A 25,294-nucleotide genomic window follows, 5' to 3' on the forward strand; every position below is an offset into this window, starting at 1 on the left:
CCATTTGCCCGCGCTCTCGCTGTAATCGCTCAGGCTCAGTGTGGTCTTCGCTGCTTGGTAGCACCAGGACCGGAACGCCTCGCCGCCCGCCCCTTCCCACTGGACCGCCATGCTGTGGGTGAGCAGATCACCGCCGATCTCTTTGATCGTCTTGGCGGCCTCCGTCAGCAGCGAGCCGAGCCCGCTGACCGTCGGTCCATCGGCCGACTCGACCATGGCCCACAACTGCTCGGGGTCCTGGACCAGGAACCGCTCCTGCTTGACCGCCTCCCACACGCGGCCCGCGAAGTCAGACATGGGACCACACCGCCCTCCCAGCCGGGACCGTCTCGTCGCACTGTCGTATCACCACGGACCTCACAGGCCACCTGTCTGAGAGTCCTGCCCTGCGCCGTGTGCCCTGTTGCCAGCCCCGTGAGCCCCGCCTCCAGGGTGTCCCGCTGCTCCGGGCGGAGCCTGCTCGGCAGTCAGCTTGTCGGCCTCGACACGGATGCGGTCCAGGCGGTCCCGAACGTCGGAGTCGAGATTGTGATAGTTGGTCTTCGACGCGTCGACGGAGACCATCAGCCCCTCGATCTGCAACGCCAGCATCTTGGACAGGTTCTCCATCTGGGCGTGCACCTGGGTGTAGGCGCCGTGAAGTGCGTGGGCTTCGTCGAAGTTGCCCAGCCGTCCCGCCGGCATGGTGCCGTCCGCGATCCTGGGCGGGGCGGCCTTGGACTTCTCCAGGCGGGTCAAAAGGTCGTTCACCCGGTTCCTGAAGGTCGTCAGCGTCTCGGCCTCGACCCGCAGTTGCTGGGCCACGGCGGCACCGACACCTGCGATCGGCCCGATACCGGACGCCGCCATCGCCGTAGCGGCCGCTTCCACCGCGGCGGCCGTCGCCTGCGGATCCCCCGTTCCCTCGGTCACTCCGCCCCCCTAGTGCAGTCAGCCCTTCGGCAATTGCCGACAGTGCCGATGACCTCTCCGTCCGTAACAGAAGCAACTCCAGAACGATAGCTGTGATCTTGAGGCCTCATGTAATCCGGGCAATCATGCGGAGTGCAGTTGGCCGGAACGTATCGCTGAGCCCCAGCTTCCAGGCCCTGCTTCGCCTGTGGTCGCGCCATACGGTGAAGCAGGGTGAGATGAGCATCGTGTATGTCGCGTCAGAACTCCTTGCCGAGGTCTGTGCCTTTGGGGGCACGGAAGCAGGCGGAGACGACGGTGACCTCGATCCTGGGGTTTGATTCGTGAGAGTGAGTTGGAGTGGACACCACGAGCACAGCGTTCACCGAGTAAGGCTCGTTCTTCGAGTCGGCAGTGAGCTCGAGGACCTTGGCCTTGCTGCTATTCGGGCCGTAATCAACAATCTTCCAGCCGCGCTGGGGAAGATGCTTACGCAAGCGCTCGAATCCCTGCTTCAGTTTCCCTTCGGACACCTGGTAGATCGACCACGGGTGGCGCATACGGTAGAAGTGATCGGGGTCATTGCCGCAAAGGGAAACACCGGCACCCCCTTCTGTTACTTTTCCTTCCTTGATTCCGATCATGTCGAGGATCAAGCTGGAGAGATGATTGGTCTGCGCCCTGGCCTTTTCCACGGCCAGAACCGTCGGCTTGGGATCGTTTTCGGCGCCGGCCGCATCGTTGTCGTTCACGTCCTTGGAGCATCCCGCCACGAGCAGGGGCAGAGCAAGGGCCATCACGGCGAAGGAGTACCTGCGCCGTTGGGCTAGCTTTCTGATCGGGTTCACTTTTCTTCCTTAACTAGGTCGTACTGACCTACGACCACCCGGGCCTGATTCTTCAACGACATCGACCCCTCGTCCCAGTAACCGCTGTGCCCGCTCGTGTCCACATCCATCCGGTGTCCTCCGAACGCCTCGTCGGACGGAATGGTCGTGATGTAGCCGGCGTTGTAGGGCACCCCGTGGTAGTGCTGCACGCCCCACTTCTCCCCGCCCAGGAACTGTCGGCCGATGTAGGGCACCGGGTCGTCGCGGGCCGCCTCGGACCAGACGTGTTTGCTGCTCACGCCCAGATCGCTCGCGTCGCCCACGAGCATGCCCGGACTGCCGGCGACCACGATGTCGTGGGCCGCGATGTGGTGTTCCTTGCTGGCGGCACCGACGACGGTGGTGCCGTAGCTGTGGGCGATAACCGTCGTATGGCTCGCCGATGCGCAGACGTGGGAGCCGCTGCGGGCGGTCTGCAATCCCTCCAGGAAGGTGTTGAGCTTGGGCGCCGAGTCGTGGGCGTAGCTCGGTGAGGGGGAATCGGTGAGGATGTTCTGCGGGGCGTCGTAGCCGATCCAGGTGATGGTGGACGTCGTCTTGTCGGGGGCCTGCGCGTGGGCCTCCTGCCAGGTGTCCGTCATCCGCTTGATGTCACCGCCGGCATTCGCCAGCCGCGCGCCCGTCCCGGGCACGTACACGGCCGTGTTGTCCGCCGTGTCCGGGTTGCCGTTGGCGATGACCGCGTGTCCGAGGCCCTTGGTGTCGAAGCCCAGGAGGTACGCCTGTGGCAGGCCGGGCTTGCCGTTCGGACCGGGTACGCCGCTCGCGTCCAGCCGGGCCTGGATGTCGTTCATGCCCTTGAGCATGTCCCGCACCCGCGCGCCGCCGGCTCTCTGCCACTGCTGCCAGGCCGGGTTGACGGTGGCGGCGGCAGGGTCGCCGCCGTCGATGTACTGCGGTGGCTCGGGGCCGAGTCGCTCGTAGTCCTGCATGAGCTGTGCCCGGGTTTCAGCCAGCACGATGCGGTTGGAGGTGTCGCGCACCTCGGACGGCAGGCCGTCGAGCGCGCCGATCTCGGCGGGAAAGAGGGTCGCGTACTCGTCGCGCTGCTCGTCGGTGAGGCTGTCCCACCACTTCCTGTTCTCGGCGGGGGACTTTCCGCGCGGGATCTTCTTCGCGTCGAGGTGACCGGCGACGGCCTTCCGCACGGCCCGCATGTCCTCGGCCGCGTCGATCAGCATGTCGTCGGTGACGTCCAGCCCGGCCGGTGCCTTGAGCTTGCGGAGCGCGGACGCATAGCGGGCGTCGATCTCGCCCGCCTCCCGCACCGCGGCGGCGATGCGTTCGGCGATGTCCTCGGCCATGGCCTTGTTCGGATTGCCGCCGCCTTCGCCGACACCCGGCAGAGAAGGGACGGGCGCGCCCACCCGCGCCGTACCACCGCCCACGCCCGGTGCCCATGGCATGAGAGGTTCTGCCGACCGTTTTCCTGGGATGTGCGCGCCGGAAGGGACCGGTGTGGGGGTGCCGTCCTTCGATACGGGTGGCGGGTACGTCACCGAACCGTCCCCGTTTACCGTGAACTTGAACGTCTCGGCGTCTTCCAAGGCCTGCCTTAGCTTGCGCTGAGGTCCTTCCAGGTCCGCGGCGAGGGATTGCAGCGTCGTCCGGATCAGCCCGCACTCGCTGTGGATGTACTGGTAGTTACGGCTCAGGCGCTCCAGTTCGCCGGCTGCCTTGGTTGCCGTCTCGCCCTTCTGAGTGGACCGCACCGGAATCGTCATCTCCCGGTCGGTGCGGAGCCGGGCGGCGTCCGCGCGGTGGCTCACCTTGCCCCAGCCGCCGGCGGCGTCCCGGTACTGGGACAGCTTCAGGTCGCGAAGGTGCTGCCATGTGGACACGGGCCTCACCGGGCCCAGTCCGGGGAGTTGCCGGCGTGGACACCGCGGACGCGGGCCGCGACGTGGAGGTCGACCTCGCCGAAGTGCTTACCGGTCGCGGCCAGCGTCTCGTGCAGCCGGCCGCATTCGTCCCGTACGGCGGTGAGCCGAGCCTCCCAGGTGGCGCACACCTCGTTCAGCGCGGCCGGGCACTCGAATCCCTCGGCTCCGCCCGCCGCGCCGATGCCGGTCTCCCCGAGGTCGGACAGACCGTTGCCGGTGTCGGTGTGCAGTTCTCCCGCCACGCGCGCCGCGCTCGTCCACGGCGTCCTGCTGATCCGCAGATCGGGGTTTCCCCGGCTCATACCACCGTTGCTGCCCGCCATTTGCAGACCAGTGGGCCCGGTCTTGTCGGTGCGGGGCGGCACACCTACGGCCCTCTCCCAGTCAAATCCCACGCGCCGGCCCTTCCCCCACCATGCGCGGTACCTCCCCGCGTCTCCGCTGTGCTGCTCGGTCGGCATTCAGCGCGTTGCCGCACTGCTGCGCTGACCGAAGAGGACCTTAGCTACTATCTGTGATCGACCGTTTCATATCAGTCACCGCTCCCGTCTGGGTATTCGCCGTCAGATCGCACCGCCGTCCGTCGACCGAGGGGCACGATGACGGAGCAGGAACGATTCCTGCATGGCGGGAGCCACGCGGCACCGTTTGGCCAAAAAGCGACTGCCCGTGGATGTGCTGCCGCCGGAGCGGGGACGTCACCGGGCTCTGGGACCGGTACAACTGTGATCTACATGGCTCGGCTGCGCATGGACGGGGCTGGCCAGGGGGGCGACATGAGAGGCGGTGGAACGGTGCAGCACTACGACCTGGGCTCGCGCACGGGCAGGTCCGTGCTCCTGGGTGTTCTGTGCGCCGCGCTGCTCTGCGCTCTGGCGAGTTGTTCGTCTTCTGACCTGGACTCTTCAGTGCGCGGATCGGGAAGTGGGAAGCGGATTCCGTACTGGGTTCCGGGGAAGACCCCGACGCAGGTTGCCCGGTACATGAACGTGACGATTCCGGCGCGGGCTGCCGACCTCCGGGCCGCGTATCAGAGGGGGTTCCAGGACGACAAGAACCGGAGACACTGGCCGACGTCATTGGAAGGGCCGGTGTGCACGGACTGCGGCGGGGACTGGCTGAACATCGCCGTGCATCCGATCGACGGCCGGCGGGACCAGGTGTATCTCAGCGGCGCCGTCTAGGCCGGGTCGCCTCCGGCTTTGGCTCGTGTCACTCCTGCGTACGCGGGAACGACACTTCCACCCGGCGGTTCTTCCGGCGGCCCTCCTCCGTCGAGTTGTCGGCGATCGGGTACTGCTCGCCGTAGCCGCGGACCTCGAAGGTGATGTCCGGGTCGTTCAGGTCCTGGTCGAGGACCGCCTGTACGGCGTTGGCGCGCTGCCTGGACAGGACGTCGCCGTGGGCGGCGGAGCCGAGGTTGTCGGTGAAGCCGAAGACGCGGACCTGCGTCGCGTTCTGCTTCTTGATCTCTTCGGCGATCGTGGCGATGCGGGACCTGGCCTCCTCGCCGAGCGTGGCGCTGTCCTTGCTGAAGAGGACTTCCGCCTGGAGCGCGAAGGTCACGTCGGCGTTGGTGTCCTCCCGGCGTTCGTCCCCGCTCTGGTCCTCCACAACCGACTTGATGTCCAGCACCTTCGGCGCGGCCAGCGTGGCGCCCTCGGGGAGCTTCAGGTCGGGGTCCTTGGGGTCGATCTTCACCGGGGCGGGGGCGGAAGGTGCGGTGTCGGGGGGCTGGCTGGGGTCGGTGTCGTCGGCTCGGGCGGGGGTGACGGTGAGGAGGAGGGTGACGGCGGTGAGGGTGAGAGCGAGGCGGGGCGTGGTCACTTCGGCCTCACCCGGAGATCTTGATGGTGGCGGAGGAGAGGGTCGGCAGTTGGAGGGTCACCTCGGTGGTGCCTGCCGGTGGAGAGGGGAACTGCATGAAAACCGGCAGCGACTGGCCTCCCTTGAGTGTGCCGAGGCCGGTTGTGGTGAGCGGGCGCCCTTCTGTGTCGCGCAGTACGTAGTAGCGCTTCTTACCCTTGGAGTCGACGAGGGTGGCTCCGCCGAGGGACGGGCCGTTCTTGGTGATCTCGGTTTCATTGCCGCTGAGTGCGGATGGGACGAGCAGATCAGCGGACCCGTCGTTCTTCAGGGTGCCGTTCACGGTGACGAAGCCACCGGAGTCACGTTGTGCCGAGGTGATCTGGAGAAGCAGGCCGTTCGAACCCTTCAGTTCGGCCACCGGTTGGTCGGATTGCCCCTCCTGTGTGCTCGGGTCCGAGTTGCCGGGCCGGGAGGCGGACGCGGAACTGTGTGGCTTCTCGTCGTCGCCGGAACCTCCGCCGCAGCCGGCGAGGCCGACAGTCAGACCAGTCGCAACGGTCAGTGCGACCATCCCCCTGCGGGCCTTCGCAGTGAACCGCATGCTCATCGCTCCGCTTCCTTCGTCATCAGTCGTTCGCTCGTCAGTCGGCCAAGTGGACGTCGAAGAGATCTTCGGGTTTCGGCAGTCCCGTCGTGTCGTCCGGCTGCAGGTGCCAGACCTTGTCCTTGCAGGTGAGTTGGAGCGGGGTGTCGCCGCCGCCACCCGCGTCGGGAGGGGTGCAGAGGGGCTCGATCTCGGCCGTGGCGGAGGCCTTCGACCTGTAGTTCTCCGAGCCCGGTACGACCGACCGCCCGACGGACTTGTCGGTCTGCACGTCGACGCGGTACTTCAGCAGCTCCGGCGCGAAGCAGTCACTGAGCACGGCGTCGTTCTGCGCGGCGAGTCGGCCGGCCCGTCCGCACGGGTCGTCGAACGTCACGCGGCCCTCGAAGATGTCCCGCCACTTCGTGGGGTCGGCGAGCACCTTCACCCACTGGGCCGTGAGTTGGTCGCGTTCGTTCTGCGCCGCCGCGAGCGCCGCCGCGTCGGCCGCCGTCTGCGCACCGCTCCGGTTCACTGAGGCCTGGCCGACCGCGAGGTAGGCCAACGCGAGAAAGAGCAGGCCCGCCACCACCGTGATGTAGATGGGGAAGGCCTGCCCTGCGTCGCGGTGTGGAGGGTTCAGCCGCCGGTGACCTCGGAGATCTTGTTCCTGATCGCATCGAAGATGGTCTGACCGATGCTCGTGCCCGTAATCGCCAGCACAATCGCCACCACCACCGCGATGATGCCGAGGTACTCCACCGCGGTCTGACCCCTGTCGTCGGTGCGACGCTGCATGGCCACCATCAACTTCAGCATCCAGTCGCTCATGGCGCTCTCCTCCGGCTTCCCTACGGCTCCCCGAAACGTAGAGCCCGGCACCGCCGAAGGCCGAGGGCCCCAGGACCCAACCCCGGACCCATTCCCCCGGCCGCTCGCGCCCCCACGCACCCATCTCACGCCACCCCCAGCCACTTCGCGGCCGCCTGGGAGCGGCTGGTGCTCTGGAGTTTGGCGAAGATGCGGTTGATGTGGTTCTTGACCGTCTTCTCGGAGATGAAGCAGGCGGCGGCGATCTGCTGGTTGGTCATGCCGGACGCGATGAGGTCCATGATCTCCGCCTCCCTCGTGCTCAGCCGGAAACGTGAACGGAACGACTTTCCCATGGATGATTGCACTTGCGAAAGGGGTTGAGGGGGGATTTCGCCGAAAGAGTCGGGAACTTGATGGCCGGGCTGTGCAGTTGCACTGCTCCTTAGCTCCGTCAGCAACGCCTTCGCCGCCCCGGGCGTCACATGCGGCCGCCCCTCCCGGACATCCCGTACGGCGCGCACCAGTTGTTCGGTCGTGAACTCGCCGTGCACCAGGTATCCCCCCGCTCCCAGCCGCAGCGCCTCCCGTACGGTCTCCGTCTCGTGGCTGTACGTGAGCATCGTGACCGGCGCCAGCCGTACCAGGTGCGGCAATGCGGAGATTCCGTCGACGCCGGGCATGCGGACGTCGAGGAGGATGACGTCCGGGCGGTGCCGCAGGGCCGCCTCGTACGCCTCGCGGCCGTCCGTCGCCTCCGCCACCACCGTGGTGTCCTCGCGGCCGGAGAGCAGGGCCGTCAGGCCCGCCCGGACCACCGGGTTGTCGTCGGCCACCAGCAGCCGCAACGGCGGTGCGGCCGGCGCCGGTGACGCCGGCCAGGGGTGGGTGTGCTGCATGATCCGGCCTCCTCTCAGGCTTCCCGGAGTGCGGGGTCGGGGCGGTTCAGGGCCGACAGCGGGAGCTCCACGCGGACCTCCGTGCCCCGTGGGTGGCCGCCGCGGCCGATGCGGATGCGGGCCCCGATCTGGGCGGCCCGCTCGACCATGCCGAGCAGGCCGAAGTGGCCGGCGTCGCGGAGGCGTTCGAGGGTGGTGTCCGGCGGCAGGCCCCGGCCGTCGTCGTGGATCGTGACGCGCAGGAGGTCTCCGTGGAGTGCGGCTCGTACCTCGACCCGGGTCGGGGACGCGTGCCGGTGGGCGTTCTCCAGCGCCTCCGCGGCGATGGAGAGCAGGGGCCGGGCAAGGGCGGGCGGCACCGCGGGGAGGGATGCGTCCGGTCCGGTGGGCCGGTGGAGGGTCACCCGGAGGCCGGTGCGGGCCGTGAAGCGGTCCAGCTCCTCGGCGAGTTGCCGCCACAGGGACGGCGTCTCCGGGTGGTCGCCCGGTTCGCGTCGCAGGTCCGCCAGGAGTTCCCGGGACTCCACCGCGGCCCGGCGTGCCGAGCGGGAGACCAGTTCCGCCTGACGGCGGATGCGGTCGGGGTCGGGGGCGGCGGAGGAGGCCGTGGCCGCCAGGCCGTCCGCCGCGAGGGCCACGCCGTACAGGGTCTTGGCCACGGAGTCGTGCAACTCGCGCGCCAGCCGTGCGCGTTCCGCGCTCACCGCCTCCGCCGCCGCGAGCCGAGCCTGGACCGTCGTCAGGGCGTGGGTCGCGGCGCCGAAGCGGAGCATCAGGCCCCGCAGGGTGGAGCCCATGGCGCCGGAGATCACGCACAGGCCGGGCAGCAGGAGCGCCTCGGCGACCGGGGCGTGGCGGTCGGCCTTCAGCGTGGCGTGGACCAGCAGGAGGATCAGGGCCTGGAGGGAGGCGAAGCAGGCCGCGCCGCGCCAGCTGTAGAGGAGGCCGGCGAGGAGCGGGGTGCAGACGCTGACGTAGGCGAGGGTGGTGTCCGGGCCGGCGGAGATCAGGAGGAAGGAGGCGAAGAGGGTGTCGGCCGCCAGGAGGGTGGGGTGGCGCAGCAGGAGGGGGCCGAAGCGTTCCCAGTCGCGGAAGAGGACGTAGGACACCATGAAGGTGACGACCACCGCCGCGCCGACCAGGCGGACGCCCAGGCCCGGCGCCGCGTGCAGCAGTGCGGCGGGGGCGGCCAGGGCGATCATGGCGAGGCGGAACCCGAAGACCTGCCGGCACATGGCCTGCAGGGCGCGGACCTGGAGTTTCTCGGAGGGTTCGGCGGCGCGGGGATCCGCCCCGGCGGTCGTCCTCGGGCGACTCATGACTCCGGCGACCGCCGCACGCACCCGGCCGGCCGCACCAGCTCCCCGAGCATCCGCCCCCGCAGTCCCCCTCCCGCGCCCCACAACCCCGGCGACGGCCCCGCGCAAACGGCCCGCCGCACCAACGGCCCGAGGATCCGCCCCCGCAGTCCCCCTCCGACGCCCCACAACCCCGGCGACCGCCGCACGCACCCGGCCCACGGCACCAACACTCCGGAGTTCCTTCACGGGCTCGGCGGCCCGATGATCCACCCCCGCAGTCCCCCTCCCCCGTCCCACAACCCCGGTGACGACCGCGCGCAAACGGCCCGCCCCGCCGGACGGCGTTCCTTCGCCGTGTCGTGTCAGGTCCGCCGCCGTCACGTGGGCCTCACTTCCCCGTGAGTGAGCCGAAGTCGACGCCGGAGCCGAGGATCAGGCCCGCGCCCAGCAGCAGCATGGTGGCCGGGACCATGAACGTGGTGATCATCAGCGTGGCCTTGGGGACCGCGCGGGCGGCCTTGCGGCGGGCGTTCTGGGCGTCGGTGCGGCGCATGTCCTTGGCCAGGGAGACGAGGGTGTCGACGATGGGGGCGCCGAGTTCCTCGCCCTGCTGCAGTGCCGTGACGAACATCGCGACCTGTTCGGAGTCGTTCCGGCGCCTCAGTTCCGCGAAGGCCTGGCGGCGGCTCATGCCGAGGTCCATCTGGCGCAGGGTGATGCGCAGTTCGTCCGCCCAGGGTCCCTCGTAGCGGGTGGCCACGCGGTCCAGGGCCTGGCGGAAGCCGAGGCCGGCGCTCACCACCACCGCGAGCACGTCGAGGAAGTCCGGCAGGGTGCGCTCGATGACGTCCTTGCGGACCCGGATCGCCGACCAGATGCCGACCTCCGTCCAGAAGGCGCCGAAGAGCAGCAGCAGCACGGCGACGAACCACTGGCCCCGCAGGAGGAACACCAGGCAGCCGACCGCGCCCAGTGCGCCGTACACCGCGCGGCGGGCCGCGTAGCGGTCGATGGTCAGGCCGCCGGGGTTGCCCGCGAGGTCGATCTTGCGGCGGTACTTGGCGACCAGGCGCGGGCCCATCAGGCGCAGCACGGCGGGGGCGTAGCGCATGCCCATGCGGTCGACGACCGAGCCGACCGCGCCGGTGCGGGTGGCGCCGACCTCCAGGGCCACGGCCAGGTCGCCGGGGAGTTTGGCGTCCGCGCGGTACATGCGGACGCCCGCGAAGGCGCCCCAGACGCCGAGGCCCGTCAGCAGGGCGAGCAGGAATGCGATCACCGGGCCGCCCTCCTCACACGTCGATCCGGCTCAGGCGCCGGATGAGGACGAAGCCGACGGCGTACATCGCGAAGGCGATCAGCACGCAGGCCTGGCCGACCGGTGAGCCGGTCATGCGGGCGAGCGCGCCGTCCTTCACGCCGTTCATCAGGAACAGCGCGCCGACGCCGAGGACGGGGACGGCGTACGACGTCATGGTGACCTGGCTGAGCTGGGTGCGGATCTCGCGCCGGGTCTCCTTGCGTTCCTCCAGGGTCTCGGTGAGGTTGCGCAGGGCGGAGACGACCTGGCCGCCCGCGCGGTTGGACAGCACCAGGGTGGTGACCAGGACGACCAGTTCGCGGGAGGGGAGGCGGTCGGCGAGTTCGCCCAGGGCGTCGTCCAGGGACTGGCCGAGGGCCAGCTGGTCGGCGACCTTGGCCAGTTCCTCGCCCGCGGGCGCCTCCAGTTCCTCGGCCGCCATGCCGATCGCGGTGCGCAGGGCGAGGCCGGCCTGGGTGGCGTTGGCCAGGATGCGGGCGAGTTCGGGGAGTTGGCCGATGAAGCGTTCGATGCGTTTCTGGCGCTGCCAGTTGAGGAACTGCACGGCGGCCCAGATGCCGAGGAGGCCGGCGAGCGGGCCGAAGAAGGGGGCCAGGGTGGCCTGGCCGATCAGCCAGAGCGCGGCGACGGCCGTGAGCATGGCGACGAAGAACTCGCCGGGGGTGACGTCCAGTCCGGTCGCGGCGAGGCGCAGTTCGAGCCGGCGGCCGAGGCGGGTGCGGCGCAGCCGCCGGTCCAGGTCGCGGAAGCGGCGTCTGCGGCCGGTGGCGGGGGCGGGTCCGGTGTGGGTGAGCCGGTCCACGAGGGCGGCGCGCCGGGCCCGGCCCGAGGCGTAGGCGTGCACTCCGGCCACCGCCAGGGCGCAGGTCAGCAGCGTCACACCGGTGGTGAGCTGGACGAGGGTGTGGAGTTCCATGGGGCCTACCTGGCTTCTCGGGTGGCGAGTTCGTCGGAGGAGTGGGCGACTCCGAAGGCCTGCGGGACGGGCTGGCTCGCCATGTAGAGGCGGTCGGCGGTGCGGCGGGGCAGCGGGAAGTACCGGAAGCCGCCGTACACGCGGCCGTCGGGGGTCATGGGCTGGGCGTCGAAGCGGGCCACGGTCGCGATCCGGTACGGCTCTCCGCCGTGGCTGTCGAGCAGGGCGATCTCGGTGATGCGGCGGGCGCCGTCGGCGAACCGGGTGAGCTGGACGATGACGTCGACGGCGCTGTTGATCTGGTCGTGCAGGGCGACGAAGGGGACCTCGACGTCGGACATGGAGGCGAGGGTCTGCAGCCGGGTGAGGGCGTCCTCGGCGCTGTTGGCGTGGACGGTGGCCAGCGAGCCGTCGTGGCCGGTGGACATGGCCTGGAGCATGTCGAGGGACTCGCCGCCGCGGACCTCGCCGACGACGATCCGGTCGGGGCGCATGCGCAGGGAGTTGCGGACGAGGTCGCGGATGGTGACCTGGCCGTTGCCCTCGACGTTCGGGGGCCGTGACTCCAGGCGGACCACGTGCGCCTGCTGGAGCTGGAGTTCGGCGGAGTCCTCGATGGTGATGATGCGCTCGTGGGACGGGATCAGCCCGGACAGGGCGTTGAGCAGGGTGGTCTTCCCGGTGCCCGTCGCGCCGGAGACGATGATGTTGAACTTGGCCTGCACCAGTCCCGCCAGCAGGTACACCATGTGCTCGTCGAGCGAGCCGAAGGAGACCAGCTCCTGGAGGGTGAAGGAGCGCGGGAAGCGGCGGATGGTGAGGATGGGGCCGGTCAGCGACAGCGGCGGGATGATGACGTTGACGCGCTCGCCGGAGGGCAGCCGGGCGTCCACCATGGGGTTGGACTCGTCCACCCGGCGGTTGACGGTGGACACGATCCGCTCGATGGTCTGCATCAGCTGGTCGGCGGAGACGAACCGCAGCGGCAGCTGCTCGACGCGGCCGCCGCGTTCCACGAAGATCGCGTCAGGGCCGTTGACCATGATCTCGGTGATCGAGGCGTCTTCCAGGAGGGGTTCCAGGATGCCGAGGCCGAGTGCCTCGTCCACCACGCGGCGGATCAGCTGCGCGCGCTCCACGGTGGACAGCACCGGGCCCTCGCGGCTGATGATGTGGCCCAGCACCCGCTCCAGCCGGGCCCTGCGCTCGGCGGCGGCGAGCGCGCTCATCTCGGCGAGGTCGATCTCCTGGAGCAGCTTGGCCCGGTAGGAGGCGACGAGGTGCCCGTCCTCGCCCCGGCTGCCGTGCTCCTCGGGGGTGGTGATGCGTGCGCGCAGGCTCATGCCGGCACCTCCTCGGTCAGTGGTCGAGCGGCATGGTCGCGGTCTTGGTGGCGTCGCCGAAGTCCCAGAGGACCTTGGGGATGCGGACCCGTGCGATGACGGTGACGGTGTCGCCTCCGGCGCCGGAGGAGCAGGTCACGGTGAGGGCGCCGCTGACGGCCTCGGCGCAGGCCTGCTGGGGGTCCTGGCGCAGGGAGGCGGCCCGCGCCCCGGCCCGGGCCGCCGTGCCGGCCTGTTCGGCGGCGTAGGCGACGGCCCCGATCTGGATGCCGGCGAGGCCGACGATCAGCAGCACGGGGATGAATCCCAGGTATTCGATGGCGACCTGGCCCCGGTCGCGGGCACGGCGGTACGGCATCTCAGTGCTTCGCCTCCTCGACGGCACCGGCGTGGCCGGTCACGGTGGCGGGGAAGTCGATCAGCCCGGGGAAGAGGACGGGGACGTGCAGCCTGACGTCGGCCGTGACGTACCCGCTGCCGCCGCAGGACACCGCCGCGCTCCCCCGCCACGCCGCCGACAGGTGCTTGAGCCCGGCCGCCGAGCAGGCCGCCGGCCGTGCGCCCGGCGGCACCGCGGTGCCCGCCCGCACGGCCTCGTCCGCGGCGTTCCCGGCGAGCGTGAAGGTGTACCCCACGAGCACGGCCTGCCACAGCAGCACCAGCGTCAGGATGATCAGCGGTGTCATCCCCAGGAACTCGACGCTGACCTGTCCCCGGTCCCCGTCCGGCCTCCTCATGGCGCGCTCACTCCTTCCGCCGCCGGAATCCGCCCGGGCCGCGCCCGCTTCCCCGGTGCGCCCCCTCGGCCGCCCTGACCAGCCCCAGTTCTCCGGCGAGCGCCCACAGGGCCTGCTTGACCGTGCTCCTGCTGTCCAGTTCGTGGACCCGCCCTGCGTCCACGACGGCTTGAAGTTCCTTGAAGTTGGCCGGAATCGCGGTGCGTGCCAGGGCGGTGCCGGTGATGCGCTGCACCAGGGGCGGCTGGATCTCCGTGGTGCGGGTGTGCCGGTTGACGACGACGGTGGTCTCCTCGGCCTTGCGGATCTGCAGCCGGTCCCACATCCGCACGGTCCGCTTGGCGGCGCGTACGGAGATGACGTCCGGCGTGGTGACCAGCAGCGCGGTGTCGGCCATCTCCACCACCGCGGCCCCGGCGCCGCCGAGCTGGGCGCCGCAGTCCACGACGACCACCTCGTAGCGGGAGCGCAGGGCGCTGACGATCTGGCGGGCGGCGCGGTCGGTGACCTCCTCCCCGCGTTCGCCCTCGGCGGGGGCGAGGAGCACGGCGAGCCCGGTGTCGTGGCGGAAGACGGCGTCGGCGAGGACGCGGGGCGAGATGTCGGTGATGGCGGCGAGGTCGGCCACGGACCGCCGGAACTGGATGTCCAGGTAGGAGGCGACGTCCCCGGTCTGCAGGTCGAGGTCGGCGAGGGCCGTCGGGCGGCCGGAGGCCTGGGCGGCGAGGGCCAGCTGGACGGCGGCCAGGGTGGCGCCGACGCCGCCCTTGGCGCCGCTGACCGTGACGACCGTGCCGCCCGCGCCGGTGAACAGCTCGGCGCCGTGCCCGAGGTGGCGCCGTACCCCGGTCGACCACTGGGCGACGGCCTGGACGCGGCTGGCGAGTTCCTCGTACGACAGCGGGAGCGCGACCAGGCCCCGGGCGCCGGAGTCCATGGCGGCGGAGAACAGGCCGGGGCTCGTGTCGGTGGTGACGAGGATGACGCCGACGGCCGGGAAACGCAGGGCGGTCTCGCGGATCAGGTCCAGGGCGGGGACCGGGCCGATGCGCTCGTGGACGACGACGACTTCCGGGAGTTCGTCGACGGACTCGGCGGCGAGCCGGGCGAGGGTGTCCACGAGCTGGGTGGAGTCGGTGACCGGTGGCTGGGGTTCGGCGTCGGGGAGCTGGCTGAGCAGGGTGGTCAGGGAGCGGACGGCGTCCGGGTCCGTGCCGGCCGGGAGGATCCTGGTGGGCATGCGGGCCGCCTCTCACTTGTCCGTCGCGAGTTCGTAGGTGCGGTCCTTGTCGGGGACGCTGGTCTCGCTGCCGGGCGCGACCAGGGCGAGCCGGACGCGCTGGGCGAAGGACTCGGCGTAGGTGATGCGCTGGGCGTCGAGGGTGGACAGCGCGAAGGTGATGGGGACGGCCTCGCTGGGCTGCTGCTGGTTCTTGTTCTGGTCGGGGTCGAGGGCGGTGATCTGGCCGACGTCGAGGACCCGGGCGTCGGTGACGATGATCTTCGACTGGTCCGGGTCGCCCTCCTTCTTTCCGGCGAAGGTGGCGTACACGTTGACGTGCGAGCCGGGGGTGATCTTCCCGGCGACTCCGGTGGCCGCGTCGATCATGATGGCGACCTCCTGCTGGCCGGGCTGGAGGGCGGGCTGGTCGACGATCATGTCGGTCTGGAGCAGGGAACCCTTGCGCAGGGTGGTGACCGCGATCTTGCCCTGGATCTGGCGCAGGTCGGTGACGGCGTTGCCGGACAGCCACCGCCTGGGCATCCTGATCTTCTCGAACTGGCCCGCGTCCAGGGCGGTGTACGGCTTCACGTCGGACTTCACCCGGTAGGCGCCGACCTCGGGCCCGACCTTGGAGTCGACGTCGTGGACGACGGAGAGCACGCCGGCGAACGCGCCGAGAGCGCACAGGACCGACAGGATCAGCAGTATCACGCCGCGGCGCTGACGGGAGTTCATGAACCGTGCAACCTCATTGGGGGAATCGGTCGAGCGGGCTGGGAACGTACGGGGCGGTCAGGCGGGCGTGCGCTGTTCCAGGGCGCGGGGCGGGGCGGGTTCGTACCCGGGCGGGGTGGCGGAGCAGAAGACGCAGCGGTCGCCGATGACGTCCAGGCCGCACCAGTGGCAGGCGGTCTGCCGTACCGACGTGACGAGTTGGTAGAGCACCGACAGATCGGCGAGGTGGCTGCAGAACTCGGTCATGCGGCCGGTGCCCCACCACGCCGGGGACTCGGCGGGCAGCGGGACCTCACGCAGCGCGTGCACGCTCCACTGCCCGGCGAGCCCGGTGACCCAGTCGCCGTGCGCCTGCTGGCCCTTGGCGACGAGCATCCAGGTGCCGAACTCCGGTCCCTTGAGGGTGGCGCCGGGGGCGATGCGCACGAGTTGCGGCTCCGGGTGGGCGAGCACGGCGAACTGGCTGCCGGGCACCCAGGACTTGGCGTGCGCCTTGAGGCCGACCGGGACCCGGTCCAGTCTGGCGACGGAGGCGAGGACGGCCCCGGCGTGCAGGTAGTGGGTGAGGAGCCGGCCGGCGGAGGCGAGCACGCCGGGGCTGAGGTCGCAGGAGGCGAGCTGGCGCAGCTGCCGGGCGAGCACGGCGACGGCGAGCGGCGGCAGTGCGGGCCGGAAGACGGCGATGCGGTCGCTCTCCAGCAGTGAGCGCAGGGTGTGCAGCCGGCGTACGACGGGTTCGGGGGTGGCGGCCGAGCAGAGGACGATCAGGTAGCCGTACTGCTCGGTGAGGGTGTGCAGTTCGAGGAGGGCGTGCTCCAGCGGGCGCCGGTCGAGGCCGTCCAGCACGACGGCGGGCACGGTCCGTTCGTCCTGCGCCGGCAGCGCCATGTCGGCACTGGTGACGGCAATGGCAGTGGGCACGCGCAGCTCCCCGCTCTTCCCATCCGCCGGCCCACCGGAAGGTCACTCCTGTGCGCCGGGACGACTTCACTGCGTGACTACGTGAGCACTGTAACCACGGCCGTATGACCGGAGAACAGCGTTTGTGAAGCCCGCGTGGAACTCTCTGGTCACAACTCCCGCCAAATCCGGACAGCTTGAGCGGCGATACGGAAACGGTTTTGGTCTGGACCTCTTGACACCCCGATTGGTCTGGACCAACTTGGAGCCCGACGGTGGCCACCGCATCTCCCCCCTCACCTCCCAAGGCACGCCCGCCCCACCCCACTTCCCCCACCGGAGGCCCCAGTGGACCTTGCACCAGGCATACCCAGACCCCGCGCACGGCGAATCACCCTCTGGTCCGCCGCCACGGCCCTGGCCCTCTCCGTCGCCGGGCTCGCCGCGGCACCGGCCTTCGCGGCGGACGTCAACAACGTGCGGAACGCGGGCTTCGAGTCGGGCCTCACCGGCTGGACGTGCACGGCCGGCAGCGGCACGACCGTCTCCTCCCCGGTGCACTCCGGTTCCTCCGCGCTCAAGGCGACCCCAGCCGGCCAGGACAACGCCCAGTGCACCCAGACGGTCGCGGTCAAGCCCAACTCGACGTACACGCTGAGCGCGTGGGTGCAGGGCGGCTACTCCTACCTGGGCGTGACGGGCACGGGCACCACCGACGTGTCGACCTGGACGCCGGACACGACGTCCTGGAAGCAGCTGTCGACGACGTTCACCACCGGCGCGTCCACCTCGTCCGTCACCGTCTACACGCACGGCTGGTACGGCCAGGCCGCCTACTACGCCGACGACGTCTCGGTCTACGGCCCCGACGGCGGCGGAGGCGGCGACCCGGCCCCGACCGTCCCGGCCGCGCCGGCCGGCCTGTCCGTCTCCGGCACGACGTCCTCGTCGGTGTCGCTGTCCTGGACCGGGGTGTCCGGGGCGACGGGCTACAACGTCTACCGTGACGGCGCCAAGGTGACCGCGGTGACGGGAACGTCCGCCACGGTGACGGGCCTGTCCGCGTCGACGTCGTACTCCTTCCAGGTGACCGCGACCAACGCGGCGGGCGAGTCGGCGAAGTCGGCGGCGGTGACGGCCACGACGGCATCCGGCGGCAGCAGCGGCGGGGGCGGCGGCGCCCTGCCCAGGCACGCCGTGACCGGCTACTGGCAGAACTTCGACAACGGCGCGAAAGTGCAGAAGCTGTCCGACGTGCCCTCCGCGTACGACATCATCGCCGTGGCCTTCGCCGACGCCACCTCGACGCCGGGCGCCGTGACCTTCAACCTGGACTCCGCCGGGCTGGGCGGCTACACCGTCGACCAGTTCAAGGCGGACGTCAAGGCCAAGCAGGCGGCCGGCAAGAAGGTCGTCATCTCGATCGGCGGCCAGAACGGCACGGTGTCCGTCAGCGACTCGGCGTCGGCGGCCAACTTCGCGAACTCGGTGTACTCGCTGATGCAGACGTACGGGTTCGACGGTGTCGACATCGACCTGGAGAACGGCCTCAACGCGACCTACATGACACAGGCCCTGCGCTCCCTGTCGTCGAAGGCGGGCTCGTCCCTGATCATCACGATGGCCCCGCAGACGATCGACATGCAGTCGACGTCGAACTCCTACTTCCAGACGGCCCTGAACATCAAGGACATCCTCACGGTCGTCAACATGCAGTACTACAACAGCGGTTCGATGCTCGGCTGCGACGGCAAGGTCTACAGCCAGGGCTCGGTGGACTTCCTCACCGCCCTCGCCTGCATCCAGCTCCAGGGCGGCCTCGCCCCCTCGCAGGTGGGCCTCGGCCTGCCCGCGTCGACGAGCGCGGCGGGCAGCGGCTACGTCTCGCCGACCGTGGTGAACAACGCCCTGGACTGCCTGACGGCCGGCACCAACTGCGGCTCCTTCAAGCCGTCCCGGACCTACCCGGACCTGCGCGGCGCGATGACCTGGTCGACGAACTGGGACGCGTCGGCGGGCAACGCGTGGTCCAACGCCGTCGGCGCCCATGTGCACGCCCTGCCGTGAGGTGAGGCACCGCGGATGACGACGCCCGGGCCCGGACGGGGCCCGGGCGTCGCCGCGGCATCAGGCGGAGTCGCCGCCGGGGGCGTCGTCCTCGGCGGGTGCGTCCTCGAAGTAGGCGTCGAGCACCGCGTCCAGCTGCTCGTCCCACTCCTTGAAACGGGACCGCGACGCCGCCTCGATCTCGATCGGGTACCAGCGCCGGTCCGGGGTGTGGACGGTGATCGTGAAACGCCTGCCGAAGCGCGGGGACTCGGTCTCGACCGCGGCGATCTCGTCCCAGCGGAACTCGCAGGCCTCCTGGTCCAGGCGCAGGCGTACGCCGCTGCGGTCGGCCACGATCTTCGCGCGCCGGTCGGAGGCCTCGAAGACCGGACCGCCGTCCGGCCCCTCGTCCGGGCCGTCGGCGTCCGTGGCCCCGTCGGCGTCCGTGGCCTGGGCGCTGTCCGCGGGCTCCCCGGACGGCGCGGGCTCCTCGGGCGCCGCCGCGCCCTCCGCCCGGGCCGGCGTCTCGTCCGCGTCCGCCGGCTCGCCCGGCCCGCCCTGCGCCGGAACCGTGATCCCGGGGATGAACGCCGGGTCGAAACCGGCGCCCGTCACGGGCTCGGCCTTCAACGGCTGTGCTTCCGACGGCTTGCTGCTCGCTCCTGTGCGCTGGTCCACGGCGGCAGTATGGACGACTTCCCTGTGCCGGAACCAGTCACCCCTGGCAACTACCGTCCGTCCAGCACCGCGAGTGCGTCGATCTCGATCAGCAGGCCCGCGGGCAGGCCGACGTACACCGTCGTACGGGCGGCGGGCGGCTGGGTGAGGCCCTGCTGCTCGAAGTACGCGTTGTAGATCTCGTTCATCTCGGCGAAGTGGTCCACGTCGGTGAGGTAGACCCGGATCATCATCACGTCGTCCCAGCTCGCGCCGCCCTCCTCCAGGATCGCCTTGACGTTGGCGAGGGTCTGCAGGGTCTGCTCACGCAGGGTGGGACCGGCCGGCGTCGGGGGCCTGCCCTCCTCGGCGGGCAGGAAGCCGACCTGGCCCGCGACCTGGAGGATGTTGCCCTTGCGCACCCCGTGGGAGAACTTCGCCGGCGGGGTGGTGTGGGTCTTCGGGGTGAGCGCGATCTTGTCGGTCATGCGGTGTCCTTCACTGGCGTGCGTCCGGAGTACTCGCCGCTGATCGCGTCCGCGGTACGGCGGACCTGCGGGAGCAGGGTGAGGAGTTCCTCGGCGGTGACGACCACGTTCGGCGCGGACACCGACATCGCGGCGACCACCCTGCCGTCGGCGCCGCGGATGGGGGCGGCGACGCAGTTGATGGACTCCTCGTGGCCGCCGAGGTCGGCGGCCCAGCCCTGTTCGCGCACCGTCTCCAGCTCCCGCAGGAACGCGGCGGCGTCGGGTGTGGAACGGGGCGTGTACGGGGGGTACTCGAGCCTCTCCGCGAGGGCGCGGCGCTCGGCTTCGGGCAGGTCGGCAAGGAGGAGCTTGGCGACGGCGGCGACCGTGATGGCGACGGGCCTGCCGATCCGCGAGTACATGCGGACCGGGTAGCGGCTGTCCACCTTGTCGATGTAGAGGACCTCGCCCTCCTCGTACACCGCGAGGTGCACGGTGTGCCCGCAGGCCTCGCCCAGCCGGACGAGGTGGGGGTGCGCGATCTCGCGGACGTCGAGGTTCTCCAGCGCCTCCTGCGCGAGGGCGAACAGGCGGGCGCCGAGCCGGTAGCGCTGGTCGGACTGGCGGTAGACCAGGCCGTGTTCGTGCAGGGTGCGCAGCAGGCGCAGGGCCGTGGACTTGTGCACGCCGAGGCGTTCGGCGACCCGGCCCAGGTCGGCCGGTCCCTCGGCGAGGAGCGGCAGGATGCTCAGGGCGCGGTCGACGGTCTGGCTCATGGGGTGCTCGCCTCCTGTGCGGCCCGTACGGCCCGCGTCCAGCCGGGGCCGAGTCGAAGTCTCCCCCATGCGGCGTCGTCCAGGGCGGCCAGGCGGTCGGCGTGGTCCCGTGCCGGGGGTGCGGCCAGGTCGCCGGGGGCGGCGAGGGCCGCGGCGGCGAAGAGATGGCCGTGGCGCAGGCGGTCCCGCACGGGAAGTCCGCGCAGGGTGCCGGAGAGGAACCCGGCGGCGAAGGCGTCTCCGGCGCCGACGTGGGCGACGACGTCCACCTTCGGGGCCCGCACGGTCGTCGCCGTGCCGTCGGCGTCCTCCATGCCGTCGGTGGTCCTGTCGAACGCCGTCGCGCCGCCCGGGCCGTACTTGACCACGACGACCGCCGGTTCGGGCAGCGCCTCGAGGAGGGCCGCACCTCCGTGCAGTCCCCAGGCGGCCCGCGCCTCGTCGTCGCCGACGAAGACGATGTCCGCGCGGCGTGCCAGCTCCAGCAGGACGCGCGGCCCGTCGGCGTCGGGCCACAGCGCGGGCCGGTAGTTGACGTCGAAGGAGACCAGCGGGCGGGACGGCCCCGGTGCCGTCAGTTCGCGCAGCAGCCGCAGGCAGTCCTCCGACAGTGCCGCCGTGATCCCCGACAGGTGCAGCACCCGGCACGCCCGCACCGCCGCCAGGTCCACGGTGCCCGGGGACATCGCCGAGGCCGCCGAGCCCGCGCGGTAGTACGCCACCTCGTGCGCGCCCGTGCCGCGGTCGCCGGCCGTGCGGAAGTAGACGCCGGTCGGGCGGTCGGGGTCCCGGGTCACGCACGTGACGTCGACGCCGTACCCGGCGATCCGCTCGACCACGTGGGTGCCGAACCCGTCCGCGCCCACGCGGCTCACCCAGCGCGTGGTGTGCCCGGCGGCGGCCAGCGCGCAGGCCACGTTGGACTCCGCGCCGCCGATCGCGCGCTCGAAGGAGGGCACGTCCGCGAGGCGGCCCGGCCGGCCGGGCAGGAAGGCGACCATGGACTCGCCGAGCGCGACCACGTCCACGACGTCCGGGGCCGCGCTGTTCCGGGGGCCGGCAGTGTCGTTGATGATGGCTCCTGTCCGCTTGTCCGGGCCAGGCGTCCGTTGACCCGGTCCGGGCGAGATGCTAGACACCAGGCACACGGTGTGCAATGACCGTTGCAGAGGATGCAACGGCAGGAGAGGGGCTCCATGAGCAGCAGCGAAGCGCTCGCCCGGCTGGCCGGGGAACGCGTCGACCACCGCTTCAAGGGCCTCCCGCCGGACGCCGAGGGCCTGACCGTCGGCGAGCTGGCCGCCCAGCGCCGCAACCTCTTCACCGACGGCTTCCCGACCCCCGTCCTGACCCTCTCCGCCGAGCGCCTGGCGCACAACCTGAAGCTCATGGAGACGTACATCGCCCGGCACGGACTCGCCTTCGCCCCGCACGGCAAGACCTCCATGGCCCCGCAGCTCTTCCACCGCCAGATCGAGCACGGCGCCTGGGGCATCACCCTGGCGGTGCCCCACCAGGTGCGGGTCGCCCGGGCGTTCGGCATCCGGCGGGTGTTCCTCGCCAACGAACTCGTGGACGCCGCCGCGCTCCGCTGGATCGCCGCCGAGCTGGCCGCCGATCCCGGCTTCCGGCTCGTCGCCTACGTCGACTCCGTGCGCGGCGTCGAGCTGATGGACTCGGCGCTGCGCGGCGCCGCCCGGCCCGTGGACGTCGTCGTGGAGCTGGGCGCCGGCGAGGGCGCGCGGACCGGTGTGCGCACGCAGGCGGAGGCGCTGGCCGTCGCCGACGCGGTGGCCGGGACGCGGACGCTGCGGCTCACCGGCGTCGCGGGGTACGAGGGCGAGGTCCCGAAGGCCGATCCGGAGCGGGTGCGGTCGTACCTGCGGCGGCTGGTCGGGCTCGCCGTCGCCCTCGACGAGGCCGGACACCTGAAGGACGCGGAGGAGATCGTGGTGAGCGCGGGCGGCAGCGCCTGGTTCGACGCGGTGGCCGAGGTGTTCGCGCAGATCCCCGCCCTGTCCCGCCCGGTGCTGAAGCTGCTGCGCTCGGGGGCGTACGTCTCGCACGACGACGGGCACTACCGCCGGATCACCCCCTTCAACCGGGTCCCGGAGGAGGGCGCGCTGGAGCCCGCGTTCCGGCTGTGGGCGCAGGTCGTCTCCCGGCCCAGCCCCGAGCAGGCCTTCGCCAACGCGGGCAAGCGCGACGCGGCCCACGACCTTGACCTGCCCACCGCCCGGGTGGTGCGCCGGTCGGGTGCGGAGCGCCCGGCGGACGGCATCACCGTGACCGGCCTGTCCGACCAGCACGCCTGGCTGCGCACGGACCCCGGCGCGGACCTCGAGGTCGGCGACTGGGTGGGCCTCGGCCTGTCGCACCCGTGCACGTCGTTCGACAAGTGGCAGCTGATCCCGGTGACCGAGGCGGACGGCACGGTCACCGACTACATCCGCACCTTCTTCTAGAGCCCGGGGGTACCGGCCGTGGAGCAACTCGTCATCCGGGACGCCGACGTCGTCGACGGCAGCGGCGAGCCGTCGTACCGGGCCGATGTGGTGGTCGACGGCGGCCGGATCGTCTCCATCGTCAAGGAGGCCGCGGCGGCCGGCTGCCAGCGACCGCGCGCCATGCGGGAGCTGGACGCGGAGGGCCTGGTCCTGTCCCCCGGCTTCATCGACATGCACGCCCACTCCGACCTCGCCCTGCTGCGCGACCCCGACCACAGCGCGAAGGCCGCGCAGGGCGTCACGCTGGAGGTCGTCGGCCAGGACGGGCTGTCGTACGCGCCGGTGGACGACCGCACGCTGGAGGAGGTCCGCCGGGTGATCACCGGGTGGAACGGCTACGGCGACGACGTCGAGATCGACTGGCGGTCGGTCGGCGGGTACCTGGACCGGCTCGACCGCGGGATCGCCGTCAACGCGGCCTACCTGGTCCCCCACGGCACGGTCCGCGCGCTCGTCGTCGGCTGGGAGGACCGCCCGGCCACCGCCGGGGAGCTGGACCGGATGCGGCGCCTGGTCGCGGAGGGGATGGAGCAGGGCGCGGTCGGGCTGTCGGCGGGGCTGACGTACCCGCCGGGCATGTACGCCCCGGACGCCGAACTGACCGAGCTGTGCCGGGTGGTGGCGGCGTACGGCGGCTACTACTGCCCGCACCACCGCTCCTACGGCGCCGGCGCCCTCGATGCGTACGCCGAGACGATCGCCGTCGCCCGGGAGGCCGGCTGCCCGCTGCACCTGACCCACGCGACGCTGAACTTCGGCGTGAACGAGGGCCGGGCGCCCGAACTGCTGGCCCTGCTGGACCAGGCCCTCGACGCGGGCGCGGACATCACCCTGGACACCTACCCCTACACCCCCGGCTGCACCACCCTGGCCGCGCTGCTGCCGAGCTGGGCGAGCGCGGGCGGCCCCGAGGAGATCCTGGCCCGGCTCGGCGATCCGGTGACGGCCGCGCGGATCCGGCACGAGCTGGAGGTCACCGGCTCGGACGGCTGCCACGGCGTGCCGGTGCGATGGGAGACGGTCGAGATCTCCGGGGTCACCGATCCGGCGCTGGGCGGCCTGGTGGGCCGTACCGTCCGGGAGGCGGCCGGGCTGCGCGGCGAGGAGCCCTGGGAGACCGCCCGCCGGCTGCTGGTGGAGGACCGGCTCGGTACGACGGTGCTCCAGCACGTCGGCCACGAGGACAACGTCCGCGCGATCATGCGGCACCGCACCCACACCGGCGGCTCCGACGGCATCCTCCGGGGCGCCAAGCCGCACCCGCGCGCCTACGGCACCTTCCCGCGCTATCTCGGCCACTACGTACGGGAGTTGGGGTTCCTGTCCCTGGAGGAGTGCGTCGCCCACCTCACCTCCCGGCCCGCGGCCCGGCTGCGGCTGCCGGACCGGGGCCTGGTGCGCGAGGGGTACCGGGCCGACCTGGTGCTGTTCGACCCGGAGACGGTGGCGCCCGGCGCGACCTTCGCCGAACCGCGCCGGCTGCCCACCGGGATCCCGTACGTCCTCGTCGACGGCCGGTTCACCATCGAGGACGGCAAGCGGACGGACGTGCTCGCGGGCCGGTCCGTCCGCCGTACCGACGTCGGTTAGGGCTTGGGCAGGGTGCAGCCGGCGGCGCTGAGGTTCAGCTTGTTGCCGGTGGTGAAGCAGGCCGGGATCTGGTAGGTCTCCTCGGCGTAGTTGATGCCCTGGCGGACGGTGACGTTGCCGCTCTCGTCCACCTCGCACGGGTTGTTCTCGGTGCAGCGCTCGCCGTCCTCGTTGCCCGTGTTGTTGACGGCGACGACCTTGCCGGTGCCGGTGTCGATGACCGGCGAGCCCGAGGTGCCGCCGATGGTGTTGCAGGCGGAGGTGTAGCGGACGGAGTCCTTCCAGGTCCAGTCGCCCTCCTCCAGCCGGTACACGAACCCGTCGATGCTGCAGCTGTAGGTCCGCTTCCAGTACCCGGACACGACCTTGATGGCGGTGCCGGCGACCGGGTGGGTGTCGTTCACGGTGAGCGGGCTGATCCCGTACGCGCTCTTGATCTGCGCGTAGGTCGTGGTCAGCCGGTAGATGGTGACGTCCGTGTCCGTCATGGTCGAGTAGACGACCTGGTTGGCGCGCAGGGTGGCGACCCTGCTGCCGGAGGCGTTGAGCAGGCCGAAGCCACGGCTGGAGGACTGGCCGGTGATGACCTCGCCGGGCTCGGGGAAGCCGGTCTCCAGGCAGTGGCCGTTGGTGAGCACCAGCGCCGGGTCGGTGTCGGCGGAAGCGGGGAAGCGGATGACCGAGCCGGAGCAGTTGCTGAGCGCGACGGTACCGGCGTAGGAGACGGTCACCGCCGCCGGCTTGGCCGCGTGCGGGGCGGCGACCGCGGGGGCGGCGCCCAGCCCGGCCAGGGCCAGCGAGGACAGCGCGGCAAGGAGAGGCTTGTTCATGTGGGGGTCCCCTCTGACGACGTGGGCGACCGGAGATCTTCCGGCCGCCCGCTCGTCGTTTGTCATGCGCATTGTCAGCACGGGAGAGGGGTCGGGACAAGGAGGCGGGGCGGGTCGTAGGGGTTTCCCTCTGTGCGGCAACTGCTGTGCGCGGCACCGGCTTTGGCGGGGC

The 25,294-nt window shown here is 71.2% G+C and carries 26 protein-coding genes; 3 read left to right on the plus strand and 23 right to left on the minus strand.

Annotated features, from left to right (window positions below):
- Positions 1 to 357 precede the first annotated feature (357 nt).
- The 18 genes from ACGFZN_RS15115 to ACGFZN_RS15200 all read right to left on the minus strand — a co-directional run bounded on the left by ACGFZN_RS15115 (position 358) and on the right by ACGFZN_RS15200 (position 16,231).
- Positions 358 to 912 (minus strand): hypothetical protein, encoded by a 555-nt coding sequence (locus tag ACGFZN_RS15115; protein WP_393858868.1) that lies wholly within the window; start codon positions 910 to 912, stop codon positions 358 to 360.
- Between the two features lie 239 nt (positions 913 to 1,151).
- Complete coding sequence (locus ACGFZN_RS15120; RefSeq protein ID WP_393858869.1) at positions 1,152 to 1,739, minus strand: hypothetical protein; 588 nt, start codon at positions 1,737 to 1,739, stop codon at positions 1,152 to 1,154.
- Entirely contained in the window at positions 1,736 to 3,622 is a 1,887-nt protein-coding gene (locus ACGFZN_RS15125; RefSeq protein ID WP_393858870.1) for an alpha/beta hydrolase, read from the minus strand. Before ACGFZN_RS15125 ends, ACGFZN_RS15120 begins: the two co-directional genes overlap by 4 nt.
- A 5-nt stretch (positions 3,623 to 3,627) precedes the next feature.
- Positions 3,628 to 3,966, minus strand: coding sequence for a hypothetical protein (locus ACGFZN_RS15130; RefSeq protein ID WP_393858871.1), 339 nt, complete (start codon positions 3,964 to 3,966; stop codon positions 3,628 to 3,630).
- Between the two features lie 910 nt (positions 3,967 to 4,876).
- Positions 4,877 to 5,491: an OmpA family protein gene (locus ACGFZN_RS15135; protein WP_393858872.1), complete on the minus strand. Its 615-nt coding sequence runs from the start codon at positions 5,489 to 5,491 to the stop codon at positions 4,877 to 4,879.
- 7 nt (positions 5,492 to 5,498) lie between these two features.
- A complete protein-coding gene (locus ACGFZN_RS15140) occupies positions 5,499 to 6,080 on the minus strand; it encodes a hypothetical protein (protein ID WP_393858873.1) in 582 nt (193 codons plus the stop codon).
- A gap of 34 nt (positions 6,081 to 6,114) precedes the next feature.
- Positions 6,115 to 6,699 carry a pilus assembly protein TadG-related protein gene (locus ACGFZN_RS15145; protein WP_393859000.1) on the minus strand — a complete coding sequence of 195 codons (585 nt, stop codon included), beginning with the start codon at positions 6,697 to 6,699 and terminating at the stop codon, positions 6,115 to 6,117.
- Positions 6,696 to 6,887, minus strand: coding sequence for a Flp family type IVb pilin (locus tag ACGFZN_RS15150; protein WP_393859001.1), 192 nt, complete (start codon positions 6,885 to 6,887; stop codon positions 6,696 to 6,698). The genes ACGFZN_RS15145 and ACGFZN_RS15150 overlap by 4 nt, the downstream gene beginning before the upstream one ends.
- Positions 6,888 to 7,012: 125 nt before the next feature.
- Entirely contained in the window at positions 7,013 to 7,765 is a 753-nt protein-coding gene (locus tag ACGFZN_RS15155) for a response regulator (protein WP_393858874.1), read from the minus strand.
- A 14-nt stretch (positions 7,766 to 7,779) separates the two neighbouring features.
- The gene (locus ACGFZN_RS15160) at positions 7,780 to 9,084 is read right to left on the minus strand and encodes a sensor histidine kinase (RefSeq protein ID WP_393858875.1); all 1,305 of its coding nucleotides are present in this window, start codon (positions 9,082 to 9,084) and stop codon (positions 7,780 to 7,782) included.
- A gap of 370 nt (positions 9,085 to 9,454) precedes the next feature.
- Entirely contained in the window at positions 9,455 to 10,342 is an 888-nt protein-coding gene (locus ACGFZN_RS15165; RefSeq protein ID WP_393859002.1) for a DUF5936 domain-containing protein, read from the minus strand.
- Between the two features lie 16 nt (positions 10,343 to 10,358).
- Positions 10,359 to 11,303: a type II secretion system F family protein gene (locus ACGFZN_RS15170; RefSeq protein ID WP_393858876.1), complete on the minus strand. Its 945-nt coding sequence runs from the start codon at positions 11,301 to 11,303 to the stop codon at positions 10,359 to 10,361.
- A gap of 5 nt (positions 11,304 to 11,308) precedes the next feature.
- Positions 11,309 to 12,646 (minus strand): CpaF family protein, encoded by a 1,338-nt coding sequence (locus tag ACGFZN_RS15175; protein WP_393858877.1) that lies wholly within the window; start codon positions 12,644 to 12,646, stop codon positions 11,309 to 11,311.
- A 16-nt stretch (positions 12,647 to 12,662) separates the two neighbouring features.
- Positions 12,663 to 13,004, minus strand: coding sequence for a TadE/TadG family type IV pilus assembly protein (locus ACGFZN_RS15180; protein WP_393858878.1), 342 nt, complete (start codon positions 13,002 to 13,004; stop codon positions 12,663 to 12,665).
- A 1-nt stretch (position 13,005) separates the two neighbouring features.
- Positions 13,006 to 13,383, minus strand: coding sequence for a TadE/TadG family type IV pilus assembly protein (locus ACGFZN_RS15185; protein ID WP_393858879.1), 378 nt, complete (start codon positions 13,381 to 13,383; stop codon positions 13,006 to 13,008).
- Positions 13,384 to 13,390: 7 nt separating this feature from the next.
- A complete protein-coding gene (locus ACGFZN_RS15190; RefSeq protein ID WP_393858880.1) occupies positions 13,391 to 14,623 on the minus strand; it encodes a CpaE family protein in 1,233 nt (410 codons plus the stop codon).
- 12 nt (positions 14,624 to 14,635) lie between these two features.
- Positions 14,636 to 15,343, minus strand: a complete 708-nt coding sequence (cpaB, locus tag ACGFZN_RS15195) for a Flp pilus assembly protein CpaB (RefSeq protein ID WP_330338085.1) — start codon at positions 15,341 to 15,343, stop codon at positions 14,636 to 14,638.
- Between the two features lie 57 nt (positions 15,344 to 15,400).
- Entirely contained in the window at positions 15,401 to 16,231 is an 831-nt protein-coding gene (locus ACGFZN_RS15200; protein ID WP_393859003.1) for a hypothetical protein, read from the minus strand.
- A gap of 360 nt (positions 16,232 to 16,591) precedes the next feature.
- Between ACGFZN_RS15200 and ACGFZN_RS15205 the strand changes: the two genes are divergently transcribed.
- The gene (locus tag ACGFZN_RS15205; protein ID WP_393858881.1) at positions 16,592 to 18,310 is read left to right on the plus strand and encodes a chitinase; all 1,719 of its coding nucleotides are present in this window, start codon (positions 16,592 to 16,594) and stop codon (positions 18,308 to 18,310) included.
- Positions 18,311 to 18,370: 60 nt separating this feature from the next.
- On the opposite strand, the gene ACGFZN_RS15210 is transcribed toward ACGFZN_RS15205, so the two are convergent.
- Genes ACGFZN_RS15210 through ACGFZN_RS15225 form a run of 4 tightly spaced genes read right to left on the minus strand, consistent with a single transcriptional unit; the run spans position 18,371 to position 21,268 of the window.
- A complete protein-coding gene (locus ACGFZN_RS15210) occupies positions 18,371 to 18,970 on the minus strand; it encodes a hypothetical protein (RefSeq protein WP_393858882.1) in 600 nt (199 codons plus the stop codon).
- Between the two features lie 50 nt (positions 18,971 to 19,020).
- A complete protein-coding gene (locus ACGFZN_RS15215) occupies positions 19,021 to 19,437 on the minus strand; it encodes a RidA family protein (protein WP_393858883.1) in 417 nt (138 codons plus the stop codon).
- The gene (locus ACGFZN_RS15220; RefSeq protein WP_393858884.1) at positions 19,434 to 20,195 is read right to left on the minus strand and encodes an IclR family transcriptional regulator; all 762 of its coding nucleotides are present in this window, start codon (positions 20,193 to 20,195) and stop codon (positions 19,434 to 19,436) included. The genes ACGFZN_RS15215 and ACGFZN_RS15220 overlap by 4 nt, the downstream gene beginning before the upstream one ends.
- The gene (locus tag ACGFZN_RS15225; protein WP_393859004.1) at positions 20,192 to 21,268 is read right to left on the minus strand and encodes a sugar kinase; all 1,077 of its coding nucleotides are present in this window, start codon (positions 21,266 to 21,268) and stop codon (positions 20,192 to 20,194) included. The genes ACGFZN_RS15220 and ACGFZN_RS15225 overlap by 4 nt, the downstream gene beginning before the upstream one ends.
- Positions 21,269 to 21,391: 123 nt before the next feature.
- Between ACGFZN_RS15225 and ACGFZN_RS15230 the strand changes: the two genes are divergently transcribed.
- Together ACGFZN_RS15230 and ACGFZN_RS15235 are read left to right on the plus strand one after the other, a co-directional pair.
- Positions 21,392 to 22,660: an amino acid deaminase gene (locus ACGFZN_RS15230; RefSeq protein WP_393858885.1), complete on the plus strand. Its 1,269-nt coding sequence runs from the start codon at positions 21,392 to 21,394 to the stop codon at positions 22,658 to 22,660.
- Between the two features lie 18 nt (positions 22,661 to 22,678).
- The gene (locus tag ACGFZN_RS15235; RefSeq protein ID WP_393858886.1) at positions 22,679 to 24,292 is read left to right on the plus strand and encodes an amidohydrolase family protein; all 1,614 of its coding nucleotides are present in this window, start codon (positions 22,679 to 22,681) and stop codon (positions 24,290 to 24,292) included.
- Here the strand turns inward: ACGFZN_RS15235 and ACGFZN_RS15240 are convergent.
- Positions 24,289 to 25,122, minus strand: coding sequence for a trypsin-like serine peptidase (locus tag ACGFZN_RS15240; RefSeq protein ID WP_393858887.1), 834 nt, complete (start codon positions 25,120 to 25,122; stop codon positions 24,289 to 24,291). The two genes, ACGFZN_RS15235 and ACGFZN_RS15240, sit on opposite strands and share 4 nt — an antisense overlap.
- Positions 25,123 to 25,294 lie beyond the last annotated feature (172 nt).

Origin of the sequence: Streptomyces sp. NPDC048192 (genome assembly GCF_043202415.1) — a bacterium.
Taxonomy (GTDB): domain Bacteria; phylum Actinomycetota; class Actinomycetes; order Streptomycetales; family Streptomycetaceae; genus Streptomyces.

Coding starts and splice junctions, on each gene's coding strand:
- ACGFZN_RS15130 (WP_393858871.1), bottom strand. CDS start 3,966: ATGAGCCGGGGAAACCCCGATCTGCGGATCAGCAGGACGCCGTGGACG.
- ACGFZN_RS15140 (WP_393858873.1), bottom strand. CDS start 6,080: ATGAGCATGCGGTTCACTGCGAAGGCCCGCAGGGGGATGGTCGCACTG.
- ACGFZN_RS15150 (WP_393859001.1), bottom strand. CDS start 6,887: ATGAGCGACTGGATGCTGAAGTTGATGGTGGCCATGCAGCGTCGCACC.
- ACGFZN_RS15155 (WP_393858874.1), bottom strand. CDS start 7,765: ATGCAGCACACCCACCCCTGGCCGGCGTCACCGGCGCCGGCCGCACCG.
- ACGFZN_RS15160 (WP_393858875.1), bottom strand. CDS start 9,084: ATGAGTCGCCCGAGGACGACCGCCGGGGCGGATCCCCGCGCCGCCGAA.
- ACGFZN_RS15170 (WP_393858876.1), bottom strand. CDS start 11,303: ATGGAACTCCACACCCTCGTCCAGCTCACCACCGGTGTGACGCTGCTG.
- ACGFZN_RS15175 (WP_393858877.1), bottom strand. CDS start 12,646: ATGAGCCTGCGCGCACGCATCACCACCCCCGAGGAGCACGGCAGCCGG.
- ACGFZN_RS15180 (WP_393858878.1), bottom strand. CDS start 13,004: ATGCCGTACCGCCGTGCCCGCGACCGGGGCCAGGTCGCCATCGAATAC.
- ACGFZN_RS15185 (WP_393858879.1), bottom strand. CDS start 13,383: ATGAGGAGGCCGGACGGGGACCGGGGACAGGTCAGCGTCGAGTTCCTG.
- ACGFZN_RS15190 (WP_393858880.1), bottom strand. CDS start 14,623: ATGCCCACCAGGATCCTCCCGGCCGGCACGGACCCGGACGCCGTCCGC.
- cpaB (WP_330338085.1), bottom strand. CDS start 15,343: ATGAACTCCCGTCAGCGCCGCGGCGTGATACTGCTGATCCTGTCGGTC.
- ACGFZN_RS15200 (WP_393859003.1), bottom strand. CDS start 16,231: ATGGCGCTGCCGGCGCAGGACGAACGGACCGTGCCCGCCGTCGTGCTG.
- ACGFZN_RS15215 (WP_393858883.1), bottom strand. CDS start 19,437: ATGACCGACAAGATCGCGCTCACCCCGAAGACCCACACCACCCCGCCG.
- ACGFZN_RS15220 (WP_393858884.1), bottom strand. CDS start 20,195: ATGAGCCAGACCGTCGACCGCGCCCTGAGCATCCTGCCGCTCCTCGCC.
- ACGFZN_RS15230 (WP_393858885.1), top strand. CDS start 21,392: ATGAGCAGCAGCGAAGCGCTCGCCCGGCTGGCCGGGGAACGCGTCGAC.
- ACGFZN_RS15240 (WP_393858887.1), bottom strand. CDS start 25,122: ATGAACAAGCCTCTCCTTGCCGCGCTGTCCTCGCTGGCCCTGGCCGGG.